Origin of the sequence: Acidovorax sp. SUPP1855 (genome assembly GCF_030158955.1) — a bacterium.
Taxonomy (GTDB): domain Bacteria; phylum Pseudomonadota; class Gammaproteobacteria; order Burkholderiales; family Burkholderiaceae_C; genus Paracidovorax.
In genome coordinates this window covers 126526-146663 of sequence record NZ_BQXI01000003.1, presented here as the reverse complement: position 1 = coordinate 146663, position 20138 = coordinate 126526, and the positions used below count along the sequence as shown (strand labels likewise).

The window sequence follows — 20138 nt, the reverse complement described above, 5'->3', positions numbered from 1 at the left end:
TTTGGGCGAGCGAATCCCGCAGTGCCCAAAAGGGGCACCGCAAGTCAGCTACGTGGGGGAGGGGTTAGGGGCCTATCCGGCGGCCGGTGAGGCCTCGAACAGGTCGCCGGTTTGCTGGCGCGTGGATGGCGTGTAGGCGGCGCCTGGCATCGTCTGCAGTTGGTGCTGCAGGAGGGCGCGCTGCACGTGGCTGGATATCGGGAGCACCACCTTCGGGTCGGGAATGGCGCTGGGTGACAGGGTGCGGTTGATTTCCGTCACCGCAGTGAACGTGTGCCCGCACTCGGGGTTGCGACAGGCAAATACGGTTTCGCGGCTGGTTACCGTGAGCTGGCCGCTCGTGCGGGTGTACGCCATGTCTTTGCAGTGCGGGCACATCATCCTCATGGGCGTGCACCTCGGAAGTGGATGACCTGTTGCTCGCCATCCTGGCCTTGCCGAGCAGGGCCGCATTCGCCCGCGCCGGCCCGTGCGCAGTGGCAGTACATGCCGACTTCGCCCAGCGTGCCAATGGCGTCCAGATACTTGCGACTCACGAGGACATAGCCGGCAGCGTTGACCAGCGCGTCGATCTTGCTGATTAGCACGCCCTGCTGGCCGCTCAGGAATCGGCTGACGGCCGACCCATCCCAGGCCGCGGCCTCTTGGATGGCGCTGCCGGGTTGGCTCAGAGCTTGGCGCAGTGCGCGCTCGATGGTGCCGCTTGCGTGCGGCTGCCGGTTGGCATTCACGATGAAACCCCTTGCAGTACGGCATTGCACATAGCTGCGCAATTGAGTTTGTTGGTGGTTGTTTGGACCACTGGGCACGATGGCGATGCGATGGGGGAGGTCATGAAGACAGCGGCAGTCATCACGCTGCACGCTCAGTCTGGGCGCGGCGCAAGGCCATGCCGTCGCGGTACACCTGACGGGCGAAGTTGCTGACGCTGCGGCCCTCTTTTGCGGCCAGTGCGATGGCTTCGCTTCGCTCGCCCGCGAGCAAGCGCAAGGGGATGGGCTTGTCGTGCAGCACCCTCTCTTCTGGGGCGCCGCCCGCGGGCAGTGAGGCTGATTTGGTCATGTACTATTTGGAACTGGATGGTTACAACATGGACCGATGGTAATGCAGAAATCTGCATCAAGCAATAGTATGAATGAAGAAATTCGCAAGATTGTAGGTGGCCGTTTGAAAGAGGAGCGTGAGCGCCTTGGCTGGTCGCAGGGGACACTTGCGGAGGTTTCGTTCGTGTCCAAACGCTCGGTAGCAGCGTGGGAAAGTGGCGAGACTGCGCCTGGGGGAGACGCGCTTGCCATCATGTCGATATCAAATGTCGATGTTCGTTATGTCTTGACTGGCACGCGTGAAGCAATCCACGTTGACGAGCTTGCTTCCGATGAGGCTGATTTGGTGAAGCTGTACAAAAGGGCGGACGTGCAGGGCAGGAGTGCTGTCCAGGCCGTGGCCGCACTTGCGAGTCGGGCAACAGAGGGGAAAAGTAAGACCGGCAACACCGTGAAGATCGGCGGCGATGTAGGCCAGTCGATCGCAGGCGATCAAAGCAACAGCGGTGGGGTGTCGTTCAGCGTGGGAAAACGCAAGTAGTGGCGCTGGCAGCTGCCCTTGTTTGCTTGGTCGTCGGCATCACCGACGGCGACACCCTGAAAGCTCGATGCGGTGAGCCAGGCAACTATCAGCAGGTGACCGTGCGTCTTGCTGCGGTGGACGCTCCGGAGCGCCGCCAGGCCTTCGGCAATGCCAGCCGTCAGCACTTGGCAGCGCTGTGTTTCCAGCAGCGGGCGCAGATCGCGCCGCGCACCACGGACCGTTACGGGCGGTTGGTGGCCGACGTGGCTTGCCAAGGCCAAGACGCAGGCGGCGAGCTAGTGCGCAGCGGCATGGCATGGGTATACAAGCGGTATGCAGCGAAGCGGGATGCGCCCCTGTCCCGCCTGGAGGCGCAAGCCCGGGCCGCTCGTGCCGGCTTGTGGGCGGACCCTGCGCCCGTAGCGCCTTGGGAATGGAGGCGCAGCCAGCGGAACTCCCCTCGCATGTGAAAATTTGTTTCCATGCTGATTAGCCACGCGAGGGAGAAAAAGTGCAAGGGAGAGTGATCGTGCGCCGTGATGCCGGCCAAGTTGTTGCGGGCAATGCCGTGACGCATATCGACAAGTACATCGCAACAAGCCGGGGCATTCTTGCCGGGGCTTTTTTTTTGGTGCTGTGTTTGGGTGGACAGTATCGTCCAAATGTGGGCTAGTTATCGAAAATGAGGCTTACAACGAACTCGGCGGCCTATCACGCGTGACGTCTTGTAAATATCACAATAATCTCTATTCGCCAGGCTCAACCGTGCGTATGGAGCTATCAGAAAAAACGTGCCACCTAATTAATGGAACGCCAACATGGGTGTAAGGTCGCGCCTCTTGTGCAAACTAAAACCGTAATCAAGAAGGGCGTACTGCCGTACGCCCTCGCCTAGATTGTTTTTCCCAGATTTTCCATGTATTCCGCCGAAAGATACCTTTCCACCTTCACCTGTGGAATCCGATACTTCTGAGCGATGTTCCTGTAGTTCAACTGGCCGTGAGCACTAGCAGACAACTCAGACTTCCGCTTCTCGTAAGGGAACAGAAACTCCATCGTTGCCATCTCGGTGAGCCATTCAGACGCCACTGATCTGTTTGGCTTAGCATCTTCACTAGGGAAATCATTGAGCACGGACTGTAAGTGCTCGTTGATATTCATATTCCTGAATTCTTCCTCGTCCAGTACGCTGTGGAAAACTTCCTTAGCTATGGCGAAACGTTTCCAGCAAAGATTAAGATTCTTAGCGATACAGATATCTACATGATGTCCATCTTTAATGAACACACCGGAATAAACAGCACTTTCCTTAAAGTCGATATCAAGTTCGAGAATCTGCGGGCGTGGTCTTGCTAAATAGCTAGTGTAAATATCAATCAGCCTATCCACACTCTTTTCAGGATCATCTGAACCAATGAACTGCAAGCTGTACTGGTGAGCAAAATCATGCGCCCTGGCTCTGCAGTTATGAATGTCGACTAGCTTGATGTGCATAAGAATGAAAAAAGGCCCCGTAGGGCCTCTTGGATTATCAGCGGGACCCTATTATAGGGTCGCAAGCTTACGCGGGGATAGGTGCATCCCCTACGCGCATCACTGGAGTGGACCGACCCTTGAGATAAGCATCCACAAAGTCGAATACCTTTACTTGTACTTCGCTCAATGGGACGGCAGTCACCCCAGGGGCGAAGACAAACTTCACGTCGCGCACTCCACGCTCACACAGCGCTGCCTGCGCTTGCTCTAGCCGTTCGTTTGCACTCATGATCCACTCCAAAAAAAGCCCGCCATTCTAGCACGGAAAAAAACACATTGTAAATAAAATCGCTCAAACAGCTCATGCAAAGTTGTTGTAGCGACAGGGATAGATTAGGGGCTAATGCCGGTACCGTCAATAGTTATCTGAAGGTTGTTGCAAAATTCCGAAGGTGTGCACGAACTCGGAAGCCTTATTCCGCGCCATCTCTCGCTATCAATTCCGCAGCATGCTCACAAAAGTATCCTTAATCCTACACGGATGTTGATACCGACTAGGTTGCGGGGGGTGAACTAGAAGTGCTCACGTGAATGCCTCGAGACAAATGAGCATTTCGCGCCAACTTTTCAGCGTGTTTCGGTTTCCTTTGGGCGCAAAGATAGCGTCAAAGAGTCAGGTTCGGGCAAGCCTCGGCGTACCTAATTGCGCGCATGAGGGAGGCTGCGGCACTGAGGTGCGGCGGACCACATCAACTACAGCCACATCGCTTGCAAATGCCGAACTTTCAAGATATCTGGAAGAGCCATCCCAACGTCAAAGGCGACGCCCCGCTGCTGAATAAAGCAGCCTACGAAAACCAGTGCGCGATCAACTTCTCCGCGGCGCTCATGCGCGCGGGCGTGGACTTCAAAACGTTCCGGGGCGTGTGGTCCTGGCAGCAGGGGGCGACGAAGTACCCCATCCGCGCGCAGGAGGTGGCCGACTGGGTGGCGGCCGGCGGCACGCGCTTGCCGATCCGCATCGAGAAATTCACGGGCGCGCAGGCGTTCGGGCGGGCCGAGGGCAGCGCCGGTATGAAGGACCGCACCGGCCTGGTTTTCTTTCAAAACTACTGGGGGCCAGGGATGCAGGGCGACCACATCGACCTCTGGAACGGTAGCCGACTGACCGACCGCGGGTCTTGGCTGCGCATCCACATGCGTGTGGGAGGGTTCGGCGTGCACAGCATTTTTAGCGACGTCTCCGACATGGAAAAAGCCCAGGCGGTATGGTTCTGGCAACTCGCATGAAAGTCACTATCCACCTCATTTGCGGGGCCGTGCTGGGCGTTGTGCTCGGCGTCCTCGCGTCCGCTGCCTGGGATCGCCTGTTCGGTGCCGGCTACCCCCTGGGCGAAGAGCGGTCCAACATGCTGGCCCTCCTGCTGGTGTTTGGGATCATCCCGGCGTCAGCGCTCGCGGGAGCGCTTGCGGGTTACGCGCTGTACCGGCGCGCGCGCAAGGCTCAGTCCTCGTAGTCCCCGGGCGCGTCATCGTCGGGCACCGGCGCCCCCGCGGTGGACGCGCCCTCGGGCGAGCCAGCCCGCTCCAGTTCCATGCGCGTGGTCAAGCCTTGGTCGCCCAGCGTGTGCGTCAGCTTGACAACCTGCCAGTCGGTGGCGTCGATCTGCGGCTTGAAGCCCGACACCGTGACGGGCGTCTGCGGCATCAGCTCGGGCCGGCCCATGGCGAGCGTCAGCTCGAAGGTTGCCTTGCCGCGCTCGATGCGCTCGCGCTCGGCCCGCGCGGCGGCCATGGCGTCGGCCTCGCTCGAATAGGTTTCCTTGAGCTTCTTCTCGTTGCCCTTCACGCCGGCGATCACGCCACGCCGCCGTGCCCGTTTCGGGTCTTGCCAGTAGGCGCGCACGCCGCTGTAGGCGTGCCGGTCGGCCGTGTGGTAGCGGTGCTGGTCGCCCTCGCGCCGTGTGATGGTGACCGGGGCCAGCGATGCGCCCGAGCTGGTGCGCGTGCCGCTGGTGGGCAGGAACAGCAGGTGCCCTTTTTTGACCGTGGCCACGGCGTCGTAGCGCCGGGCCAGGCGCGTGATGAAGTTGAGGTCGCTTTCGTGGGTCTGGTCGAAGTGCTGCACGTGCACGCCCGCCAGCCGGTCATCCACCCGCGCGATCAGGTTGTTGCGGGCCGCGATGGTGCCGACGATCTGGCCGATGGTGGTGTCATGGTAGCTGTGCTCTGCACGGATGCGCAGGCGCTTGCGCAGATCGGCCGAGCGCGCGCGGATGCTGACCAGATCGGGGGCGCCGTGGTGCTCGATTTCGTCCACGGTGAACGTGCCCTTGTCCACGAGCTGCGCAGCCCACCCCAGGCGCAGCTCGATGGATGCGCCGGTGCTCGGCAACACGACGGCGCCGTCGGAATCGTCCAGCTCGATGCACAGTTCATCGGCCTCGCCGGCGCGGGCCTCGGTGAGCGTGAGGCTGATGAGCCGCGGCTCAATCTTGGCGGTGATGTTGCGCCCGTCCACCACGAGCGAGTAGCCGGGCTCGTCGGCTGCATAGGCGCTGCCCTCGATCACATCTCCCATGCGGCCTCCCCATCCGGCGCCGGCACCGCACCGCCCCCGGGCTCGGCCTGCACGTCGGCCTTGCGCTGCAGCGTGAGCCCGAACTCGATGCGGCGGGGCGCCCCGTTGGCCATGTGCACGGTGCGCGATTCGTCCAGGCTTTCGATCACGTATGCGCCAAATACCTCCCCCGTGCCGGACACCAGGGCGTAGGCTTTGCCGGTGTCGGCCATGTCGCGCAGTTCGCGCAGGGACGACAGGCGGCCGGCGATCAGCGGCACCAGCAGCCCGCCGATGGTGATGGTGTCCTCGCCCGGTCCGAGCGACTGCCGCGCCGGCAGCACGCCCACGCGGGAGTTCGCAGGGTGGCGCCACGAGCACGTGCGCCGGAACTCGTCGAAAGCGAGCGTGGGCATGGAAAAAATGAACTGCCCGAGGGCCATCAGGTGCATGGTCAATCTCCGTTGATTTCGGCGAGCGACGAACGGGAGCCGGCGCGCTTGGCCCGCTCGCGCCGATCCAGCTCGGCCGTGACCGCCCGTGCGAGGGCCTGGGCGTCCATGCCTGGCGACGCGGTGATGCTGATGTTGTAGGTGCTGCCGCCGATCACCTGCGCCGCAGGCGCGGCAGCGGACAGCGGCGCGCGGGCGTCCACCGTGAGGCCGGCCGCCGACACAGCCATCGGGGCCGCGAGCGCTGCCGCCGTGGCCACGCCCGCGGCGGCCTTGCGCACCATGCCCTGGCCGCCCTCGATGCCCAGGGCTGCGCCCTCCGAGATCCAGCCGCCGTACTGGATGAACACCCGGCTCGGGCTGGCGATGCCGAGGGTTTCGCGGAACCACTCGGCAATCATCGAGGCCACGCCGACCACCTTGTCGCGCACTTCGCCCATGCGCGCGCTGATGCCGTCCATCAATCCCGCCATGAGGTCGCTGCCGGCGGTCATGAACCGATCCTTGAGGCCCACGAGGTCTTGCCACAGGGCGGCGGCGCCGGCCGCCGTGTTGGCCCACCAGGCACTCACCCCCGCCGACAACTCCGACCAGATGGCGAGCAGTCCGCCCTTGATGCCGTCCCAGTTGCGCCACACCATGTAGGCCGCACCGGCCAGCAGTGCGAAGGCCGCGAAGATCGGATTGGCGACGAGGAACACGGCGAGAACGCGCAGGCCGCCCAGCAGCATGGCCGCACCGCCACGCAGCAGGTTGAGCGCGCCGAGCAGCGCGCCCCCGCCCATGCGCAGCACGGCCATGCCTGCGCCTGCCACCTTGGAAGCCGCACCCATGGCCATAGCGCCCACGCCCAGGCGCGCGAACAGGAAGCGCAGCAGCAGGGCCTTGCCCGCGACGAGCGCCAGCGGGATCATCAGCGCCCCGAGGGCCGTCAAGCCGATGGCGACCGCACCCAGGCCCACGCCGGCCACCTTCGTCAGCACGGGGAACTCCCGCATGAAGCCCACCAGTCCCTTGGCCGCGCTGGTGGCCACCTTGAGCGCGTCGATGTAGACGGGCATCACCGCCGTGCTGAACTCTTGGTAGCCGTCCTGCAGCTTCTTGCGCAGCTCGATCTCGTGGCCGGCCGGCGTTTCCTTGGCCTTGGTGTAGAGCTGGTCGATGCCGTCGGCGCGCGAGTTGAGGCCGGCGTTTTTGTGGATCTGGTCGCGCTGCAGGTACATCTGGGCGAACAGGCCCGAGGCGGTGCGGTTGGAGAACATGCCGCCGATGGTGTCCAGCACCTGCTGGCGCTCCGTGATGCCCTTCGCCGCGAGGGCGGGGAGCATCACCTTTTCCATCCACTCGAACTGGTTGTGGCGGAAGATTTCCGAGCCCTTGAGCGCACCGACGCCGAGCTGCGAAATCTGCCCCACCTTGTCGTGCTTGACCTTGGACGGATCGGCGATCAGGCCCAGGTCCTGCAGCACGCCGGCGGCGCGCTTGGTGGTCTTGCCCTGGTACACGTTCTGGTACGCCGACATCATCGCCGTGCCGACCCGGTTTCCGCCCATTTCCTGCACGAGCGGCTCCATCTGGTAGTAGAACGCTTCGTCGGTCAGGCCCTTGGCGGCCACACCGCCGGTTTTAATCATGTTCAGCCACTCGGCCGGCCCCACTCGGCCGCCGGTCGCGGTGAGCACGCGCTGCACGATGTTGGCCTGGCCGGCAAATGCCTCCTGGCTGGCCAGGCCCCCGCGAAGCTCAATCACTTTCAGCATGTCCATGAACTTGGCTTCGTTCTCGGCGCCGTCCTCGGCGCCGAACACCGCCTCGTTCGCAAACTTCATTTTTGCCAGCGTGGGCGCCACCAGCTCGGCGTGGTGCACGTCGGAGAACACGGTGATGGCATCGCGCATCAACCCGAGGTTGTCCACCATCGAGGTGCCGTAGGTCTGCATCGACTTGCCGAACTTGACCGCATCGGCCGCGGCTTGGTCGCCCAGGCCCAGCGCGTTGATGCGCAGCACCTCGGTGCTGTAGTGCCGGCCCTCGGCCATGGGGCGCTGCAGGCCGCCCACCATCGCCATGCCGGCATGCCGCATGCCGTAGCCGGCGCCCACTGCGGCGGCGGTCTGCAGCGCGGCGCGCCCGCCCTTGGCCCGGATTTCCGCCAGGCGCTGCAGGTGCGAGCGCTGCTTGTCGATCGAGGCCGTGGTGGCGTCAATGTCCGCACGCAGCCGCGATTGCGCGGTGCCCAGGTTGCCCGACACGCCCATGGCGTTGAGCGCTGCGCGGGCTTTGCCGGCCGCGGCGCGCTGGTGCTCCAGGGCGGCGGACAGCTTACGCACCGCGCCTTCCTCCCGCGCGAGCTGCGCCACCGTGGCGGTGCCGCTGGCGCGCAGGCCTGCGAGCAGGGAGGTCTTGACCTTGAGCAGGTTGTTCAGGCGCGCGAACTCGGCGGCCTGCTTTTGCACGTTGCCGACGGCGGCCTGCTGGTCCTGCAGTTGCTTCAATCGGTCGCGGGCTTCCTTGAGTGAGCGCGCCGCTTTGCCGCTGCCGGCGGCGATCTGCTGCAGCGGGCGCAGGGCCTTGGCGGCCAGGTCCAGCACGACGCGCAGGCGCAGGGTTTCAGCCATGGGGTTCCTTGTGTTGTGGGGGGTCAGTCGGCCTGGCGCTCGTAGCGGACGCGGGCGCGCTCGCGCCACTGCACCAGCTCGGCCACGGAAAAGCCGGCCATGTCGGCCGGCGTCCAGTGGAAGACGAGCGCCAGGTCGGCCATGGCGTCTTCTACGCGCTCAGGAATTCCGCCTTCTGCGCCCGAGTCAGCAAAAAATCGATCACCACGCCCCCCATGGACACGAGGTCGGAGGGTTCGAGGTTGGCGACGTCCTGGGAGTGCAGCACGGGCGACGAGATGCGCGGCACCAGGCTCTGCAGCGCTTCGACGCGAAGCTCCAGCAGGGCGGACAGGGACAGGCCCCGCAGCTCGCCCGCGCGAGGCTTGCGCAGGGTCACATGGGTAATGGACGAGTCGCCGCGCTTTATGGGGTTGGCCAGCTCCACCGTGTTCGGCGCGAGCGCGGCGGGCACCGCGCCTTCGGTGCTGGTGGACAGGGATTCGGTTGGGGTGGTTTGCTCGGTCATGGGATGGCAGATGGATGGTGGGAGGTTGGAGGGCCGGTCTTACATGCCCAGGATGGAGCGCACTTCGGCGAGGCGGTCCACGCCGCCCACGATCTCGATCAGGTTCACCGCGTCGATCTCGATCAGCGTCTCGCCGTTGAGCACGACCTTGTAGTAGCTGATGGCGCTCTTGACCTTGAAGGCGGTCTGGTCGCCGGGCTTGGCGTTGCCGGGGTCCAGTTCGACGTGCCGGCCGCGCACGGTGATTTCGAGGGAGTCCACGGCCTCGGCGTCGTCGCGCTGCAGGGCGCCGACGAAGCGCAGCAGCACCGCGTCATGGCGCGCGGCGCCCCAGGAGAGGAACAGCTCGCGCATGTAGCCGGCGGCGGTCCATTCCATCTCCATGGCATCCATGCCGAAGTCCGACTTGATGGGCATGTTCATCCCGCCCGAGCGGTAATCCTCCATCTTTCGCGTGAGCTTGGGCAGCGTGATTTCCGGCACTTCGCCGACGTGCGAAATGCCGTCTTGGAAGAGCGCGTAGTGCTTGAGTTTGCGGGGCAGTCCCATGGGGTTCTCCTAGATTCTTTGGGGCGGTGGGGGGATCAGGCGGTGGCCGCGGTGCTGGTGGCCAGCGCGGCGAAGTCGCCGAAGTAGCGGTCGGTGATGCGCTGGCGCAGGCTCAGGTCTTCCAGCGGCGGAACGGGCGTGTAGTCATAGTCGATGGTCAGCTTGCCCACCTTCAGCGTGGCCGTTTCGTTGACTGCCACGTCCAGCCAGGCCGAGCCGCCCAGCAGATAGCCCTCGGCCTTGAGGCTGCGCAGGCGCGCGCTGATGCCTTCAATGATGTCTTTCGCCAGGTGGGGGTGCAGCGGCTTGTCCACCGCCCACATGTGGCCCTCGGCCATCACGTCGGCCAGCACCTGGGCGGTGCGCGTGGCACTCTCGAAGGCGAAGAGTTCGTCGTCGCTGCAGGTGCGCGACCCCCAGAAGCGATAGCCGTTTTGCTGGATCAGCGTGGTGATGCCGGCGGCGTTGAGCAGGCCCGCGTCCGTGTCCGGGCTCTGCAGGTCCCAATGCACGTCCTTGGACAGGCCGATCACGCCGTTGATGGCGACGTTGGAGAGGGTCTTGTGCCAGCCCGTCTCCTGATCGATGCGGGCGCGCAGGCCCAGCGCGTAGGCGCTGGCAGGCGCCGTCACCACCTGGTTCGTCGCGGTGTCCCAGCGCTTGAATGCCGGCCACAGCAGCATCAACTCGCGCGCGCCGAATTTCTGGCGGTAGGCGAGGGCGCCGGCCACGTCTTCGGCCGGCGTGTCCGCGTAGGCCATGGCGCGCAGGCGCTGGGCGACCTTGACCAGTTCGGTGGTGACCGCCTCCGTATCGAGGCCGGGCGCGCCGATGATGCGCGGTTTGACCTTGAGCTGCACCTGCGCGGCCAGCAGGGCCTGCAGGCCCGTGCGCTTGCCGTCCACGTTGCCGCCGATGACCTTGCTTTGCAGGTCGGCCGCCTTGGCCTCGGCGTCGGCGCCGACCCCATCGGCCACGCGCACGATCACGAGCAGGGGGCGCGACTGGTCCGCGATGGCGTCCAGCGATTGGGCCAGCGTGCCCAGCTTGCCGGCCTTGGCGATGGCCGCGTCGATGTTGGTCACCAGCACCGGCGTATCGAGCGGGAAGGCCGTGCCGTCCGCATCCGAGGCGGTGGCCACGAGACCGATCACGGCGGTGGAGGGAATGCGCAGGCTGCGGGTGCCTTCGTTGATTTCGGCGACTCGGACGCCGTGGTGGTAAGAGGCGGTGGCCATGGGTGATTGCTCCAGGGTTTGAGGTGGGAGGGGTGAGGGGTCAGGACTGTGCGGCCGGCGATGGCTCGGCCTTCCAAGCCAGGGCGGACAGGGCGATGCACACGACGGGCAGCACCGGGCGGCCCCAGGTGGTGAAGTCCACTTTGTGGCCGTAGTTGGTGCGCAGGCAGATGGAGCCGACGCGGCGGGTGGCGTGGAGCTGGTAGGCACCGGCGTGGTGGCGCAGCACCCAGCCGGCATGGCCGCGGCCCGTGGCCGGGTCGCCCCACGTGTCCACCGGCTGGCGGTAGTCGGCGGCGTGGCCGAGCTGCAGCGCGAGGGCCGAAGCGCGATTGCGCAGGCCGAGCCAGATCCAGCGCGCCCAGCGGCTGCGCGGGTGGTGACCAGGTGCCCAGTAGCACAGCGCTCGGGCGGCGGGTGTGTCTTCCAGCGGCACAGGCTGCGCCACTCCCACGCCGGTAACGGGGTCTGGCACCCAGTCGAACTTGTCGCCGTTGATGCCCACGTCATTGCCCCACCAGCGCGCCCAGCGTGGCAGTGCTTCGTCTTCCCACCGGGTCTGCAACAGTGCAAGCGGTACGACGAGGGGCGCGAGCAGATCGGCGGGGAGCATCAGCAGGCCGCGCAACGAGGCGCCCAGGAACGAGCGGGCGGCGGCTGTCCGGTGGTGCGTCGGTACGCCCGGCAGGGTCAGCACCCATAGCGAAGGAACGAGGCACCAGGCAAGCACGAGGGCGAGGGCGGCGAAGAGGAAGGCGGTGGTGGTCATGGTCTTTGAGGGTTGCGGTTACAGGGTCGCGGCGTGGATGAACAGCGCGTCGAGCGCTGCGGTGTCCAGGCCCAGTGCCGCGCCGAGCTGGGCCACGAGCGGGCTGTCGCGGCGCACGCTCGGGCGGAAGTCCCACTCGATGCGCGCCCGGGCCCTGTCGGGCTCGGGCAGGGCGTTGAGCGCGGCTTCGACGGCCGCCGTTTTGCCCATGTCGTGCAGGGCGAGCCGGGCCTGCCCCATCGACACCTCGTCAGGGACGCGCGCCGGGGGCGGGGGCGGGGGCACGTAGGGCAGCGGCTCATTGCCTGCCGCGCACCACGCGACGTAGGCCGCGTAGTCCCGGTTTTCCGGGTCGGTGGGGATGCACGCACCGTCTGCGGTGCGGATGACGATGGCGGTCGCCGTGAGTTGGTAGTCGGCCATGTTCACAATTCCGCAGAGATTTCGATGCGCGCATCGGCCGCCAGCAGGGCCAGGCATGCTTTGCTGTCCGACGACAACCCGGCGCTGGTGCTCGGCAGGATGAGGAAGGCCGCCTTCGTGCCCGTCGAGCTGGCGAAGGGCCGCGAGGTGCAGGAGGCCGTCCCGCTCCCGATTTGGAATTGAAACTTGTCGATGGCACCCGGGAACGAGATGGTCGGGGCCGCGCGCTTTTCCGCATACGGGAGCGGAACCCACACCTGCGTACTGTTGGGGACCATGCCCATGCCGTAGGCATAGGCGTTCGCGTTGTTGAGCACCTCGAAGTACCTGCCGGCAAGCGCCGCCTCCAGCGCGACGGGGCGATGTTCGAAGGCCGTCTCTCGATTGCCTGCCTCCAGCTGGATGCCCGTGACCGCGAACACATTCCCGACGGTGCCCAACACGTTGACTTGCTGGGCGGTGGACAGCACGCCTCCTGCGAGCCACTCGCCCGCAGCGCCTTGGAACTGGGGGGCAGCGGCGAGGATGAAGTCCAGGCCCAGGCCCTGGCCATTGGTCCAGTTCCAGCCGCCGGCCGTGATGAGACCCTGCGGCACGCTCAGCGCCACACGGGTCCACGTGTTTGCCGCCGCCACAGTGAACGGCAGCACGAGCGAGCGGTCGTTTGCGGTGTTTTTCAGGCTGATGCAATGGGTTCCCACCACAGCCGAGCGCACCCAGAAGGACAGAGCGAATGGTCGGGCGATCAGGTCGCGGGCGTCGAACCCCTCGACCCAGTAACGGACCAGGCACTGCTTGGCGCCCGTGATGCTCGCGTCCGCGGCGGTGACCGTGTAGCGCATCGATGCGCGGAATTCGCCACCCGGCGGCGCGTCGGCCTCCTGCGACACCGTGTAGGCCGCGCCGGTGGTGTTGACGTGGCAGAAGCGATCGAGTCCGTAGGCCCCGCCCGCCGGCGTGGCAAACGACGTGCCGCGCTGCACCAGATCGAACCGGCCGTTGATGATCTTGTTTCGGAGGCCAGCCAGTTGCCCCCCATTGAGCGAGGGGGTTTGCAGGCCGGCGGGGAACTTCTGTGCCAGCGTCCAAGTGCCGTCCTGGGTGCGAAGCCATGCCATCAGGCCGGCCACGGTGGCGCGGGCGGTGGCGCCGGCCTTGGCGAGGGCCACCAGTTCGAGGCCGTCCAGCGCCCCCGCAGGCGCGAGCGTGGAAAAGTCGGCGGGCAGCTTGGACCCCGCCACCAGGGCGAGCGCTTGGAGCTGCGCCGTCGTGGCCCGCTGGGCCAGCGCCTGGGCGGTGGCCGCACCGTCGGCCTTCGTGTCCAACTCCAGCGACAGCAGGTGCACGCCGGCATCGATCAGCTCGAACGCCTCGCGCACGCGGGGCACGTCGTCTTCGGTGAAGTTGGACAGGCTCGGCAGGGGCAGCGCCAGCACGTCGGTGCGCTCGTCCACCGGCTGGCCAAGGATGGGACTGGGCATGGTCGATTCCTTACAGCACGGCGCCGCGCAGGTTGCGGACGAAGGGGCGCGCCGTGGTACCGCCCGTGAGCGTCAGCCGAACGCGCAGGCCCGTGGCGTTGGCCAGGCCGGCCAGCTCGTGGGTGATCTCGCGCACGCCCGCCGCGTTGGACGCGGCCGACACGTAGGGCACGGCCACCCATGGCGCATTGGCCGCGGTGGTCTGCGCGTGCACCTGTACGGACGCGCCGCCCGGAATGTCGCCCTCATAGACCATCTTCACGCGCGTCGCGCCGGTGGCGTTCACGGTGCGCGTGATGTAGGTCCCGGTGGGCTCGATGTGACCGGCGATCAATTGCACCCCGGGGCCGAGCACGGCCGCCGCGCTCACGTCGCCCGTGATGCGTGCGCGCACCTTGAGCTGCCCGGTGAAGGGCGCGGCGAGCCAGACGACCTGGCCGTCGGTCAGACGCACGACCTCGCTTTGCATCGACGCGGGGAACTCCACGTCGAAGGTGAGGTTGGCGGCGGCCGAAGGCCGTTCCGCAAAGCCGAGGACCATCAGGTCCGTGGCGTCCACCACGTCGGCGGTTCCCAGGTCGATGACGCGCTCCGTCTCCGTGTACCTCGGCGCCAGCAGCGCGAAGGCGAGGTCGCGGTCCTGGTGCGGGGTCCAGGTGCTCGCGTTGGACGAGGACAGCAGCACGCCGACCTGGTACGGCTGGCTCGTGACATAGCCAGCCACCGGGTCTTGCTTGCCCAGCTCGGCCACCGACACTGCGGTGATGGCGTCGTCGCACAGCACGACGAGGGCGTATTCGCGCCGGCCCTGCAGCACCACCGGGGTCCAGGCGATGACCGTCTCTGCGCCGCCCAGTGCGATGGCCTCGGGTGCCACCCGTTGCTCGGCCACCACCGCCTGGGTGGGCACGCCGTTGCTCGTTTCGCGCACCTGCACGACGACGGGGCCGGACTTGGCCGTGAACCACAGCTTGGCACCGCAGCACTGCCCCGTTTCGTCCCACACGAAGGTTTGCGCGAGCGGGTCGAAATAGCCGTCGTACAGCCACTTCGAGCACTTGCTGGAGTTCTGCACGGGCGTGGAGCCCGCACCGCTGGGGCCGAACACTGCGCCGCCCGTGACCACTGCGGGCACCGGGTTGGACAGGGCCCACGTTTCCGTCGTCACGCTCTGCTGCGTGCGCAGCATGGCGGTGCCCTGGCCCATGAACGTCTGCGAACCCTTGCTGCCGAGCGTGCCGGAGAACAGCACGGCCTTGGTGCCCGCAGGCACGCCGGCAGGAATGGCGAACGTGCCGGCCAGCGCGCCCTGGGACGATGCGATGAGCGCGCCGCCGGCCAGCGGCTGGGCCACCACGGGGATTCCGTCAAAGGTCACCGCGCCCAGGGGTTCGCCCGGGCCGAAGCCCGCGATGTCGAATCGCACGGTGATGGACCGCAGGGTCTCCAGCGGCCGGGACTCTTCGGACAGCACGCGGGTGGCAGTGCTCGCGCCGGCCAGTGTGCTGACGCTGCCCGAGCCGGCATACAGCCGCTCGGTGACCGCCGACTTCCAGACGGTGGACACGTCGGTCCAGCGGTCCACATTGGGAGTCAACGCCACGGCGGCCGGGATGGGATCGAACGCCATGTAGGGGTTGACCTGCATGGAGCCGGTGCGCAGCGTTTGCGACAGCACGATCCGGTACGTGTGCGCCGGCGCGATGCGATCGGAGATGTTGCGCCCGAGCTGGTGCACGGTGCTGGTGATGGGCAACTGCAGCGATCCGTGGACGATGGCTGCGGTTTGGGGCAGGCCGGCATCGCGCTGGGCATCCGACAGGAAGGGGTCCGCGAACAGGCCTTTTTTAACGCCCGAGTCCAGGCCCTGGGCGCTGGTGGCCAGGCGCAGCTCTGCGAGGTCCAGGATGATGCCGTCCACGCGGCGACGCTCGCCGGCGAGCTGCTGCATGGGGACGGTTTTCACGCCGTCGGCCACCACGCGCCGGTCGCTGTCCCAGGTCTGGTACACGCTCGCCAGCGCGAGCATGTCGTCGGGCACCACGGGCGCGGTCGGCGTCCAGGCGCTGGCAATGCCCCGCACCCAGACGAACGCGCCGTCGCGCGTCAGGCACAGCCGGTCGATGCGGCGCAGTTGCTGCTCGTAGGTCACCAGCACCATCGTTCCCGCGATCGCGCCGGAAACCGTGAAGCCGCGCGCGTCCGCCGCGGTGGGCGCCGCATTCTTGATGTAGAGGTAGGTGGCTTCGTAGGTGCTGCCGGGTGCTGGCTCGGCACCGTTCGGGCTCCAGTCCACCTGTCCGCCGGTCAGCTTGTAGTCGGCATCCTTGGCGAACGCGTTGCCCGCCTGTTTGACCGATTCGAGCTGCACGACGCTCGGGTCAGGCAGGGGATCGGCCGCGCCTGAGAATCCGCCGTGCACGATCTGCACCGTGCGGCGAGCGGTGATGCGCACCACCGGCATGCCCTTGCAGGGTGGGCGGCCCAGGTCGATGCGCTGGGCGCCGTCGGTCGCCGACAGATGCGGCTCGCTGTCCACCGTCAGCAAGTCGGCAACGGCAGCGGTGACCAGTCGGCGTGAGGTCTGCAGCGTGTGGCCATATCCGGCCACGCGGGCGCGCCCTTCGGCGACGGTGTATACCTGTTCGCCCGTTGGCAGATCGGCGGCCATGTCAACGGCGAGGCCTTCAACAATGTAGGTTCCGCCCGCGGAGTCGACGTCGTATCGCGCCAGCGCCTGGGTGATTGCATCGAGGTTCGGCGGCGGTTCCTTGGAGCGCACATAGCCATCCTCCACCGTCCACACCGGAAAGAAGTCGCCGGGCTGACCGTCGCCCGCATAACCCCAGACTGGGGCGACCACCAGGCGCTGCGCGCCCGGTTGCTGGTGAGCAGGCGAGCCCACAGCGGGGTTGAGCAGCGAGGGGTCTTCCAGCTCGGTGACGACGGACGAGCGGAGGTAGATCCCCACGTTGACGACCCCCACCACCGGGATGGACAGGGCGGCGGGCGGCACCCCGCGCACGGCGCCCTGCAGGTAGATCGCGCCGGCCTGCGCGACGGTGGCGCCGGTGTCGGCATTCACGACGATTCGAGCATCCCGGATCACGTCGCCGTTTTTGAGCAGGGCGTCGGCAATCCCCTGAAGCCGCGCCTGGGCTGCGGACTGCACCGCGTTGAGTTCCGCGGACTGCAGCACCTTGTCCTGGCGGAACTGGATGGCCTCGACGTTGTCTTCGGGACGGAAATGGTTGTAGATGGTCATGGGGATTGGTTCAGAAGGGCAGCACGAATTCCTGTGCTTGGCGCGTGCCGCCGGCGCGCTTGAACGGCTCGTGGCGCTCGAGCGTGTAGAGGTCGCCGGGCGTGGCGACCTGGGCGGCGGTGAAGTAGCGCTGGCCCGCTGGCAGGCCCGGCACCTGGGTTCCACCGAGGAACACCCCCAGCTCGCGCACCGTCTCGCCGGCGGCGTCCGTGAAATCGAAGGTCCACCGCACGTGCAGCCATTTCGTCGGCGTGGCGCTGGTGGTGTAGCGGCTGCGGTCTGGCAGCTCGATCTCGCCGTCTTGCGCCGGCAGCACGTAGCCGATGGAGGTGTGCATCCGGCGGCCGATTTCGTCCACCAGGCCGCCGGCGTTGGTGGGCTCGGGTTCGATGCCTTGGGCATCCCACTCGGGGCGGCCCCGGCCCCAGGCCAGGTAAATCGGCTGGGCGGCGACGGCGCGGGCGAGCGCGATGCGCCCCGCTTCTTGCAAGACGGCCATGTTTTATTCCTCGCGTGATGTGAAGTAGAAGTTCTGTCGCCATGGGCCGCCCCACGGGCCGCCCCAACGGCGCGGCGGGTGCACGGGGATGGGCGCGAAATCGCTGCGGGCCTCGATGCGTGCGCCGATGGGGGCGGGCGCCGTCCATGCGGCCAGGCCGGCGCGGGTCGCCTGCAGTCCGGACGTGCCCCCGCCTGGCTGCGGCGCCTCGCTCGCGTGGATGGAGATCTCCATGACACCGCCCGACACACCGGCCAGGACACGGGAGTCCAGCCGCCATGCATCGAGCAGCGGCATGTCGTCGTAGCGGGACACTGACACCCGGGTTTGCTCGGTACTCCCCTGGGGCGTTGCCACGGGCGACGAAGGCAGCAAAGCGCCGCGGCGCTGGCCGAAGGACAGCACCACGCCGCTGTCGCCCATCACGCCCGAGTAGCCATCGAGCATCCCCGCGTCCAGGGCCGGGCCGCGGTCCAGGACCAGCGGGCGCCAGTCCAGGCCGTGCACGGCTCGGTACAGGGACACGTGCGCCGGGATGGACGCCCGCACCACGTGTGCCAGGTGGGCGATTTCCGCATCGGTGGGGATGCGGCCGGTGTGGATGTGGAGGTAGGGGCCGTCTTCTTCGACCCGCGCATCCGGAAAGCCCACCCACGACAGGGCGCGCAGCACTGAAGCGGCGGTGCCGCGCTCGAACAGCCAGCGCAGGCCGTTGGCGATCAGCTCGGCGGTTCCCTCGAAGTACGGCGCGAACTCTGCCAGCTCGTATTCCGCGGCGAGCCAGGGCGCGAACGTGGCTGGCTCGCCCACGCTGGGCGGGGTGAACGCGGCGGCGATGCCGTCCCACGCGGGCGAGGTTTCATCGACCGCCCGCTCCAATGCTGTGGATTGGGGCGGCAGGAGGTGCCGGCGGGGCATGGGTGCGCTGGGCGTCATGCGAGCCCACCGTCCACGAGCTGCAGGGTGCCGAGCACCGGGTATTCGTCGCTGGCCAGGGCGGTGAGTTCCGCGGGCGCGGTGGGGTCCGGGTAGGACACGCTGGCAACGCCCGCGACGTGCAGGCGCGTTGTGACCCAGCTACGGGGCACGGCACGGCCCAGGCGCGCGTAGGCTGCCAGCGCTGCCGGCAGCGCGTCGGCGATCTGCGCCACCAGGTTGAGCGGCGCTCCGGCCTCGCGTCGCAGCGTGGCCGTCACGTCGATGGCCCGCGGCCGGGCCGTGGCCACGGACACCGGCACGCCCAAGGGGCGGGCATTCTCCGCGTTGAGGGCCGCCAACACGGTGGCGAGAGTGTCCGCGGCTTGGGTGGCATCGTGCAGCCATAGCAGCACGAGGACCTGGCCGGGCCGCGGTTGCGTGGCCACGGCGTCATACACGTTTTGCGATGCGGTCAGGGCGCCCAGCTCGTAGTGCTCGCGCGTGCCGCTGCCGGCCAGGGAGCGGATGCGCAACTGGATGCGCTTGCGGTAGCGCGCGTCGTCTTCGCCGGCCAGCCGCGGGACGCCGTAGAACGCGCCCTTGTGGTCGAGGTCGGAGCCGCTGGCATAGGCGAGCAGGTAGGCCCGGGCGGCATCGTTGACGCGCTGCCGGTACAGCAGCTCGCGGTAGGCGTGCGCTTCCAGCAGCTTGGCCAGCGGCTCGGATTCGAGCTGCAGCACGTCGGCCGCGGCGGGGTAGCGCGCGATCAGATCGGCCCGGTGCGCCGAGAGGATGGACTCGAAGTCCAGCGCCTCCACGACGTTCGGGGGCGCGAGCTGCGCCAGGTCCGGTTCGCTCATGCGGCGCTCCCTTGTCGCAGGCCCACAGGCACCCGCAAGGTGAGCGGTTGCGGCTGGCGGGGCGTGTCCAGGCGCATGGCATCGATCAGCACCTCGGCGCGGCCGGGCGCATCGCGGGTGATGGACACGCGCGTGAGCCGCAGACGTGGCTCCCAACGCATCAGCGCGCCCGCCACGGCGGCGAAGACGCGGATCTGCGTGGCCGGGTTGTCGGGCTGGTCGATCAGCTCGGGCAGCAGGGAGCCGTACTCGCGGCGCATCACGCGCGAGCCGATGGGCGTGGTGAGGATGTCGCCCACGGACTGGCGCAAGTGCTCCAGGCCGGCGAGCGAGCGGCCGGTGGTGCGATTCACAGCGGCGCGCCCGTGTTGTCCTGGCCTTTGCGCACCTCGGTGTGCACGTGCTGCACCAGGCTGACGCGATCCGCGGCCACAAGGTCGGGCGTGATGGTGGCGCCGTCCGGCGTGAGGCGCAGGACGGTCGCGCCAACGCGCAGGGTGATGGAGCGCGCGCATTCGATCACGAGGTCGCCACCTGCGCGATCGTGCGTGAGGTGATCGGTAGCGCTCCAATCAGTGCGGCATTCGGTCGGGGAGGCGCTACCAGCAGGCATGGGGTCGCAGGCGATGCCGCACAGGGTCACCGCGTTGGCCAGGTCACCGCCGGGCGACAGCAGCAGGCATTGCTCGCCGACGACGGGCGCCCACCATTGGCGGCCATTGGGCCCACCCGCGCGCAGGCTCAGCCAGGGGCCCCAGTTGGTTGTGAGGTTGCCGGTCCGCACACGGCACCGCGCGGCTTCGTGGTCCACCTCGGCCACCGTTCCGAGGCGCAGCAGGTTCTCCAGGCGGCGCAGGATTTCGAGCGGTGAGGTCGGCTGAGAGTCGGGGCGATCCATGCCGTTGATGGTGCCCACGCACGCGCGAAAAGTCGCGCGCTGCCCGGTGTGTGCGGCC

General features: G+C 67.1%; 25 protein-coding genes. 5 read left to right on the top strand and 20 right to left on the bottom strand.

Annotated elements, in window-relative coordinates; translation table 11 throughout:
- Positions 1 to 72: 72 nt before the first annotated feature.
- The 3 genes from AVMA1855_RS03815 to AVMA1855_RS03805 form a co-directional block, all read right to left on the bottom strand.
- The gene (locus AVMA1855_RS03815; protein WP_502870255.1) at positions 73 to 357 is read right to left on the bottom strand and encodes an Ogr/Delta-like zinc finger protein; all 285 of its coding nucleotides are present in this window, start codon (positions 355 to 357) and stop codon (positions 73 to 75) included.
- 26 nt (positions 358 to 383) lie between these two features.
- Positions 384 to 695 (bottom strand): DNA-binding protein, encoded by a 312-nt coding sequence (locus AVMA1855_RS03810; RefSeq protein WP_284424766.1) that lies wholly within the window; start codon positions 693 to 695, stop codon positions 384 to 386.
- 157 nt (positions 696 to 852) lie between these two features.
- Positions 853 to 1062: a hypothetical protein gene (locus AVMA1855_RS03805; RefSeq protein WP_284424671.1), complete on the bottom strand. Its 210-nt coding sequence runs from the start codon at positions 1060 to 1062 to the stop codon at positions 853 to 855.
- 42 nt (positions 1063 to 1104) lie between these two features.
- Between AVMA1855_RS03805 and AVMA1855_RS03800 the strand changes: the two genes are divergently transcribed.
- The 3 genes from AVMA1855_RS03800 to AVMA1855_RS03790 are packed head-to-tail and all read left to right on the top strand — an operon-like array spanning position 1105 to position 2239.
- Positions 1105 to 1584 carry a helix-turn-helix domain-containing protein gene (locus AVMA1855_RS03800; protein ID WP_284424670.1) on the top strand — a complete coding sequence of 160 codons (480 nt, stop codon included), beginning with the start codon at positions 1105 to 1107 and terminating at the stop codon, positions 1582 to 1584.
- The gene (locus tag AVMA1855_RS03795; RefSeq protein WP_349817086.1) at positions 1584 to 2036 is read left to right on the top strand and encodes a thermonuclease family protein; all 453 of its coding nucleotides are present in this window, start codon (positions 1584 to 1586) and stop codon (positions 2034 to 2036) included. The genes AVMA1855_RS03800 and AVMA1855_RS03795 overlap by 1 nt, the downstream gene beginning before the upstream one ends.
- Positions 2037 to 2095: 59 nt before the next feature.
- Positions 2096 to 2239 carry a hypothetical protein gene (locus AVMA1855_RS03790; RefSeq protein ID WP_284424669.1) on the top strand — a complete coding sequence of 48 codons (144 nt, stop codon included), beginning with the start codon at positions 2096 to 2098 and terminating at the stop codon, positions 2237 to 2239.
- 218 nt (positions 2240 to 2457) lie between these two features.
- Here AVMA1855_RS03790 and AVMA1855_RS03785 read toward each other — a convergent pair whose 3' ends face one another.
- On the bottom strand, positions 2458 to 3060 hold the full coding sequence (locus AVMA1855_RS03785; RefSeq protein ID WP_284424668.1) for a hypothetical protein: 603 nt from the start codon (positions 3058 to 3060) through the stop codon (positions 2458 to 2460).
- 756 nt (positions 3061 to 3816) lie between these two features.
- Between AVMA1855_RS03785 and AVMA1855_RS03780 the strand changes: the two genes are divergently transcribed.
- Complete coding sequence (locus tag AVMA1855_RS03780) at positions 3817 to 4332, top strand: type VI secretion system amidase effector protein Tae4 (protein ID WP_284424667.1); 516 nt, start codon at positions 3817 to 3819, stop codon at positions 4330 to 4332.
- Positions 4329 to 4559 carry a hypothetical protein gene (locus AVMA1855_RS03775; protein ID WP_284424666.1) on the top strand — a complete coding sequence of 77 codons (231 nt, stop codon included), beginning with the start codon at positions 4329 to 4331 and terminating at the stop codon, positions 4557 to 4559. Before AVMA1855_RS03780 ends, AVMA1855_RS03775 begins: the two co-directional genes overlap by 4 nt.
- On the opposite strand, the gene AVMA1855_RS03770 is transcribed toward AVMA1855_RS03775, so the two are convergent.
- The 16 genes from AVMA1855_RS03770 to AVMA1855_RS03695 are packed head-to-tail and all read right to left on the bottom strand — an operon-like array spanning position 4547 to position 20080.
- Complete coding sequence (locus tag AVMA1855_RS03770) at positions 4547 to 5623, bottom strand: contractile injection system protein, VgrG/Pvc8 family (RefSeq protein WP_284424665.1); 1077 nt, start codon at positions 5621 to 5623, stop codon at positions 4547 to 4549. The two genes, AVMA1855_RS03775 and AVMA1855_RS03770, sit on opposite strands and share 13 nt — an antisense overlap.
- Positions 5611 to 6054, bottom strand: coding sequence for a phage tail protein (locus AVMA1855_RS03765; RefSeq protein ID WP_284424664.1), 444 nt, complete (start codon positions 6052 to 6054; stop codon positions 5611 to 5613). Before AVMA1855_RS03765 ends, AVMA1855_RS03770 begins: the two co-directional genes overlap by 13 nt.
- Positions 6055 to 6056: 2 nt before the next feature.
- A complete protein-coding gene (locus AVMA1855_RS03760) occupies positions 6057 to 8672 on the bottom strand; it encodes a phage tail tape measure protein (RefSeq protein WP_284424663.1) in 2616 nt (871 codons plus the stop codon).
- Positions 8673 to 8695: 23 nt separating this feature from the next.
- On the bottom strand, positions 8696 to 8815 hold the full coding sequence (locus tag AVMA1855_RS03755) for a GpE family phage tail protein (RefSeq protein ID WP_284424662.1): 120 nt from the start codon (positions 8813 to 8815) through the stop codon (positions 8696 to 8698).
- Between the two features lie 8 nt (positions 8816 to 8823).
- Entirely contained in the window at positions 8824 to 9180 is a 357-nt protein-coding gene (locus AVMA1855_RS03750) for a phage tail assembly protein (RefSeq protein WP_284424661.1), read from the bottom strand.
- A gap of 39 nt (positions 9181 to 9219) precedes the next feature.
- Positions 9220 to 9729: a phage major tail tube protein gene (locus AVMA1855_RS03745; RefSeq protein ID WP_284424660.1), complete on the bottom strand. Its 510-nt coding sequence runs from the start codon at positions 9727 to 9729 to the stop codon at positions 9220 to 9222.
- 35 nt (positions 9730 to 9764) lie between these two features.
- Entirely contained in the window at positions 9765 to 10967 is a 1203-nt protein-coding gene (locus AVMA1855_RS03740) for a phage tail sheath protein (RefSeq protein ID WP_284424659.1), read from the bottom strand.
- Positions 10968 to 11007: 40 nt separating this feature from the next.
- Positions 11008 to 11736 carry a DUF7338 family protein gene (locus tag AVMA1855_RS03735; RefSeq protein WP_284424658.1) on the bottom strand — a complete coding sequence of 243 codons (729 nt, stop codon included), beginning with the start codon at positions 11734 to 11736 and terminating at the stop codon, positions 11008 to 11010.
- Between the two features lie 18 nt (positions 11737 to 11754).
- Positions 11755 to 12159, bottom strand: a complete 405-nt coding sequence (locus tag AVMA1855_RS03730) for a hypothetical protein (protein WP_284424657.1) — start codon at positions 12157 to 12159, stop codon at positions 11755 to 11757.
- A 2-nt stretch (positions 12160 to 12161) separates the two neighbouring features.
- The gene (locus tag AVMA1855_RS03725) at positions 12162 to 13640 is read right to left on the bottom strand and encodes a hypothetical protein (protein WP_284424656.1); all 1479 of its coding nucleotides are present in this window, start codon (positions 13638 to 13640) and stop codon (positions 12162 to 12164) included.
- A 10-nt stretch (positions 13641 to 13650) separates the two neighbouring features.
- Positions 13651 to 16905, bottom strand: coding sequence for a DUF4815 domain-containing protein (locus AVMA1855_RS03720; RefSeq protein WP_284424655.1), 3255 nt, complete (start codon positions 16903 to 16905; stop codon positions 13651 to 13653).
- 10 nt (positions 16906 to 16915) lie between these two features.
- Positions 16916 to 17404, bottom strand: a complete 489-nt coding sequence (locus tag AVMA1855_RS03715; RefSeq protein ID WP_284424654.1) for a BW3TFN family phage tail fiber component — start codon at positions 17402 to 17404, stop codon at positions 16916 to 16918.
- 3 nt (positions 17405 to 17407) lie between these two features.
- Positions 17408 to 18340 (bottom strand): phage tail protein, encoded by a 933-nt coding sequence (locus AVMA1855_RS03710; RefSeq protein ID WP_284424653.1) that lies wholly within the window; start codon positions 18338 to 18340, stop codon positions 17408 to 17410.
- Complete coding sequence (locus AVMA1855_RS03705) at positions 18337 to 19182, bottom strand: baseplate J/gp47 family protein (RefSeq protein ID WP_284424652.1); 846 nt, start codon at positions 19180 to 19182, stop codon at positions 18337 to 18339. Before AVMA1855_RS03705 ends, AVMA1855_RS03710 begins: the two co-directional genes overlap by 4 nt.
- Positions 19179 to 19535: a GPW/gp25 family protein gene (locus AVMA1855_RS03700; protein ID WP_284424651.1), complete on the bottom strand. Its 357-nt coding sequence runs from the start codon at positions 19533 to 19535 to the stop codon at positions 19179 to 19181. Before AVMA1855_RS03700 ends, AVMA1855_RS03705 begins: the two co-directional genes overlap by 4 nt.
- Entirely contained in the window at positions 19532 to 20080 is a 549-nt protein-coding gene (locus AVMA1855_RS03695; protein WP_284424650.1) for a phage baseplate assembly protein V, read from the bottom strand. The genes AVMA1855_RS03700 and AVMA1855_RS03695 overlap by 4 nt, the downstream gene beginning before the upstream one ends.
- Positions 20081 to 20138: the final 58 nt, after the last annotated feature.

Coding starts and splice junctions, on each gene's coding strand:
- AVMA1855_RS03815 (WP_502870255.1), bottom strand. CDS start 357: ATGGCGTACACCCGCACGAGCGGCCAGCTCACGGTAACCAGCCGCGAA.
- AVMA1855_RS03805 (WP_284424671.1), bottom strand. CDS start 1,062: ATGACCAAATCAGCCTCACTGCCCGCGGGCGGCGCCCCAGAAGAGAGG.
- AVMA1855_RS03800 (WP_284424670.1), top strand. CDS start 1,105: ATGCAGAAATCTGCATCAAGCAATAGTATGAATGAAGAAATTCGCAAG.
- AVMA1855_RS03785 (WP_284424668.1), bottom strand. CDS start 3,060: ATGCACATCAAGCTAGTCGACATTCATAACTGCAGAGCCAGGGCGCAT.
- AVMA1855_RS03780 (WP_284424667.1), top strand. CDS start 3,817: ATGCCGAACTTTCAAGATATCTGGAAGAGCCATCCCAACGTCAAAGGC.
- AVMA1855_RS03775 (WP_284424666.1), top strand. CDS start 4,329: ATGAAAGTCACTATCCACCTCATTTGCGGGGCCGTGCTGGGCGTTGTG.
- AVMA1855_RS03770 (WP_284424665.1), bottom strand. CDS start 5,623: ATGGGAGATGTGATCGAGGGCAGCGCCTATGCAGCCGACGAGCCCGGC.
- AVMA1855_RS03765 (WP_284424664.1), bottom strand. CDS start 6,054: ATGCACCTGATGGCCCTCGGGCAGTTCATTTTTTCCATGCCCACGCTC.
- AVMA1855_RS03760 (WP_284424663.1), bottom strand. CDS start 8,672: ATGGCTGAAACCCTGCGCCTGCGCGTCGTGCTGGACCTGGCCGCCAAG.
- AVMA1855_RS03755 (WP_284424662.1), bottom strand. CDS start 8,815: ATGGCCGACCTGGCGCTCGTCTTCCACTGGACGCCGGCCGACATGGCC.
- AVMA1855_RS03750 (WP_284424661.1), bottom strand. CDS start 9,180: ATGACCGAGCAAACCACCCCAACCGAATCCCTGTCCACCAGCACCGAA.
- AVMA1855_RS03745 (WP_284424660.1), bottom strand. CDS start 9,729: ATGGGACTGCCCCGCAAACTCAAGCACTACGCGCTCTTCCAAGACGGC.
- AVMA1855_RS03740 (WP_284424659.1), bottom strand. CDS start 10,967: ATGGCCACCGCCTCTTACCACCACGGCGTCCGAGTCGCCGAAATCAAC.
- AVMA1855_RS03735 (WP_284424658.1), bottom strand. CDS start 11,736: ATGACCACCACCGCCTTCCTCTTCGCCGCCCTCGCCCTCGTGCTTGCC.
- AVMA1855_RS03730 (WP_284424657.1), bottom strand. CDS start 12,159: ATGGCCGACTACCAACTCACGGCGACCGCCATCGTCATCCGCACCGCA.
- AVMA1855_RS03725 (WP_284424656.1), bottom strand. CDS start 13,640: ATGCCCAGTCCCATCCTTGGCCAGCCGGTGGACGAGCGCACCGACGTG.
- AVMA1855_RS03720 (WP_284424655.1), bottom strand. CDS start 16,905: ATGACCATCTACAACCATTTCCGTCCCGAAGACAACGTCGAGGCCATC.
- AVMA1855_RS03715 (WP_284424654.1), bottom strand. CDS start 17,404: ATGGCCGTCTTGCAAGAAGCGGGGCGCATCGCGCTCGCCCGCGCCGTC.
- AVMA1855_RS03710 (WP_284424653.1), bottom strand. CDS start 18,340: ATGACGCCCAGCGCACCCATGCCCCGCCGGCACCTCCTGCCGCCCCAA.
- AVMA1855_RS03705 (WP_284424652.1), bottom strand. CDS start 19,182: ATGAGCGAACCGGACCTGGCGCAGCTCGCGCCCCCGAACGTCGTGGAG.
- AVMA1855_RS03695 (WP_284424650.1), bottom strand. CDS start 20,080: ATGGATCGCCCCGACTCTCAGCCGACCTCACCGCTCGAAATCCTGCGC.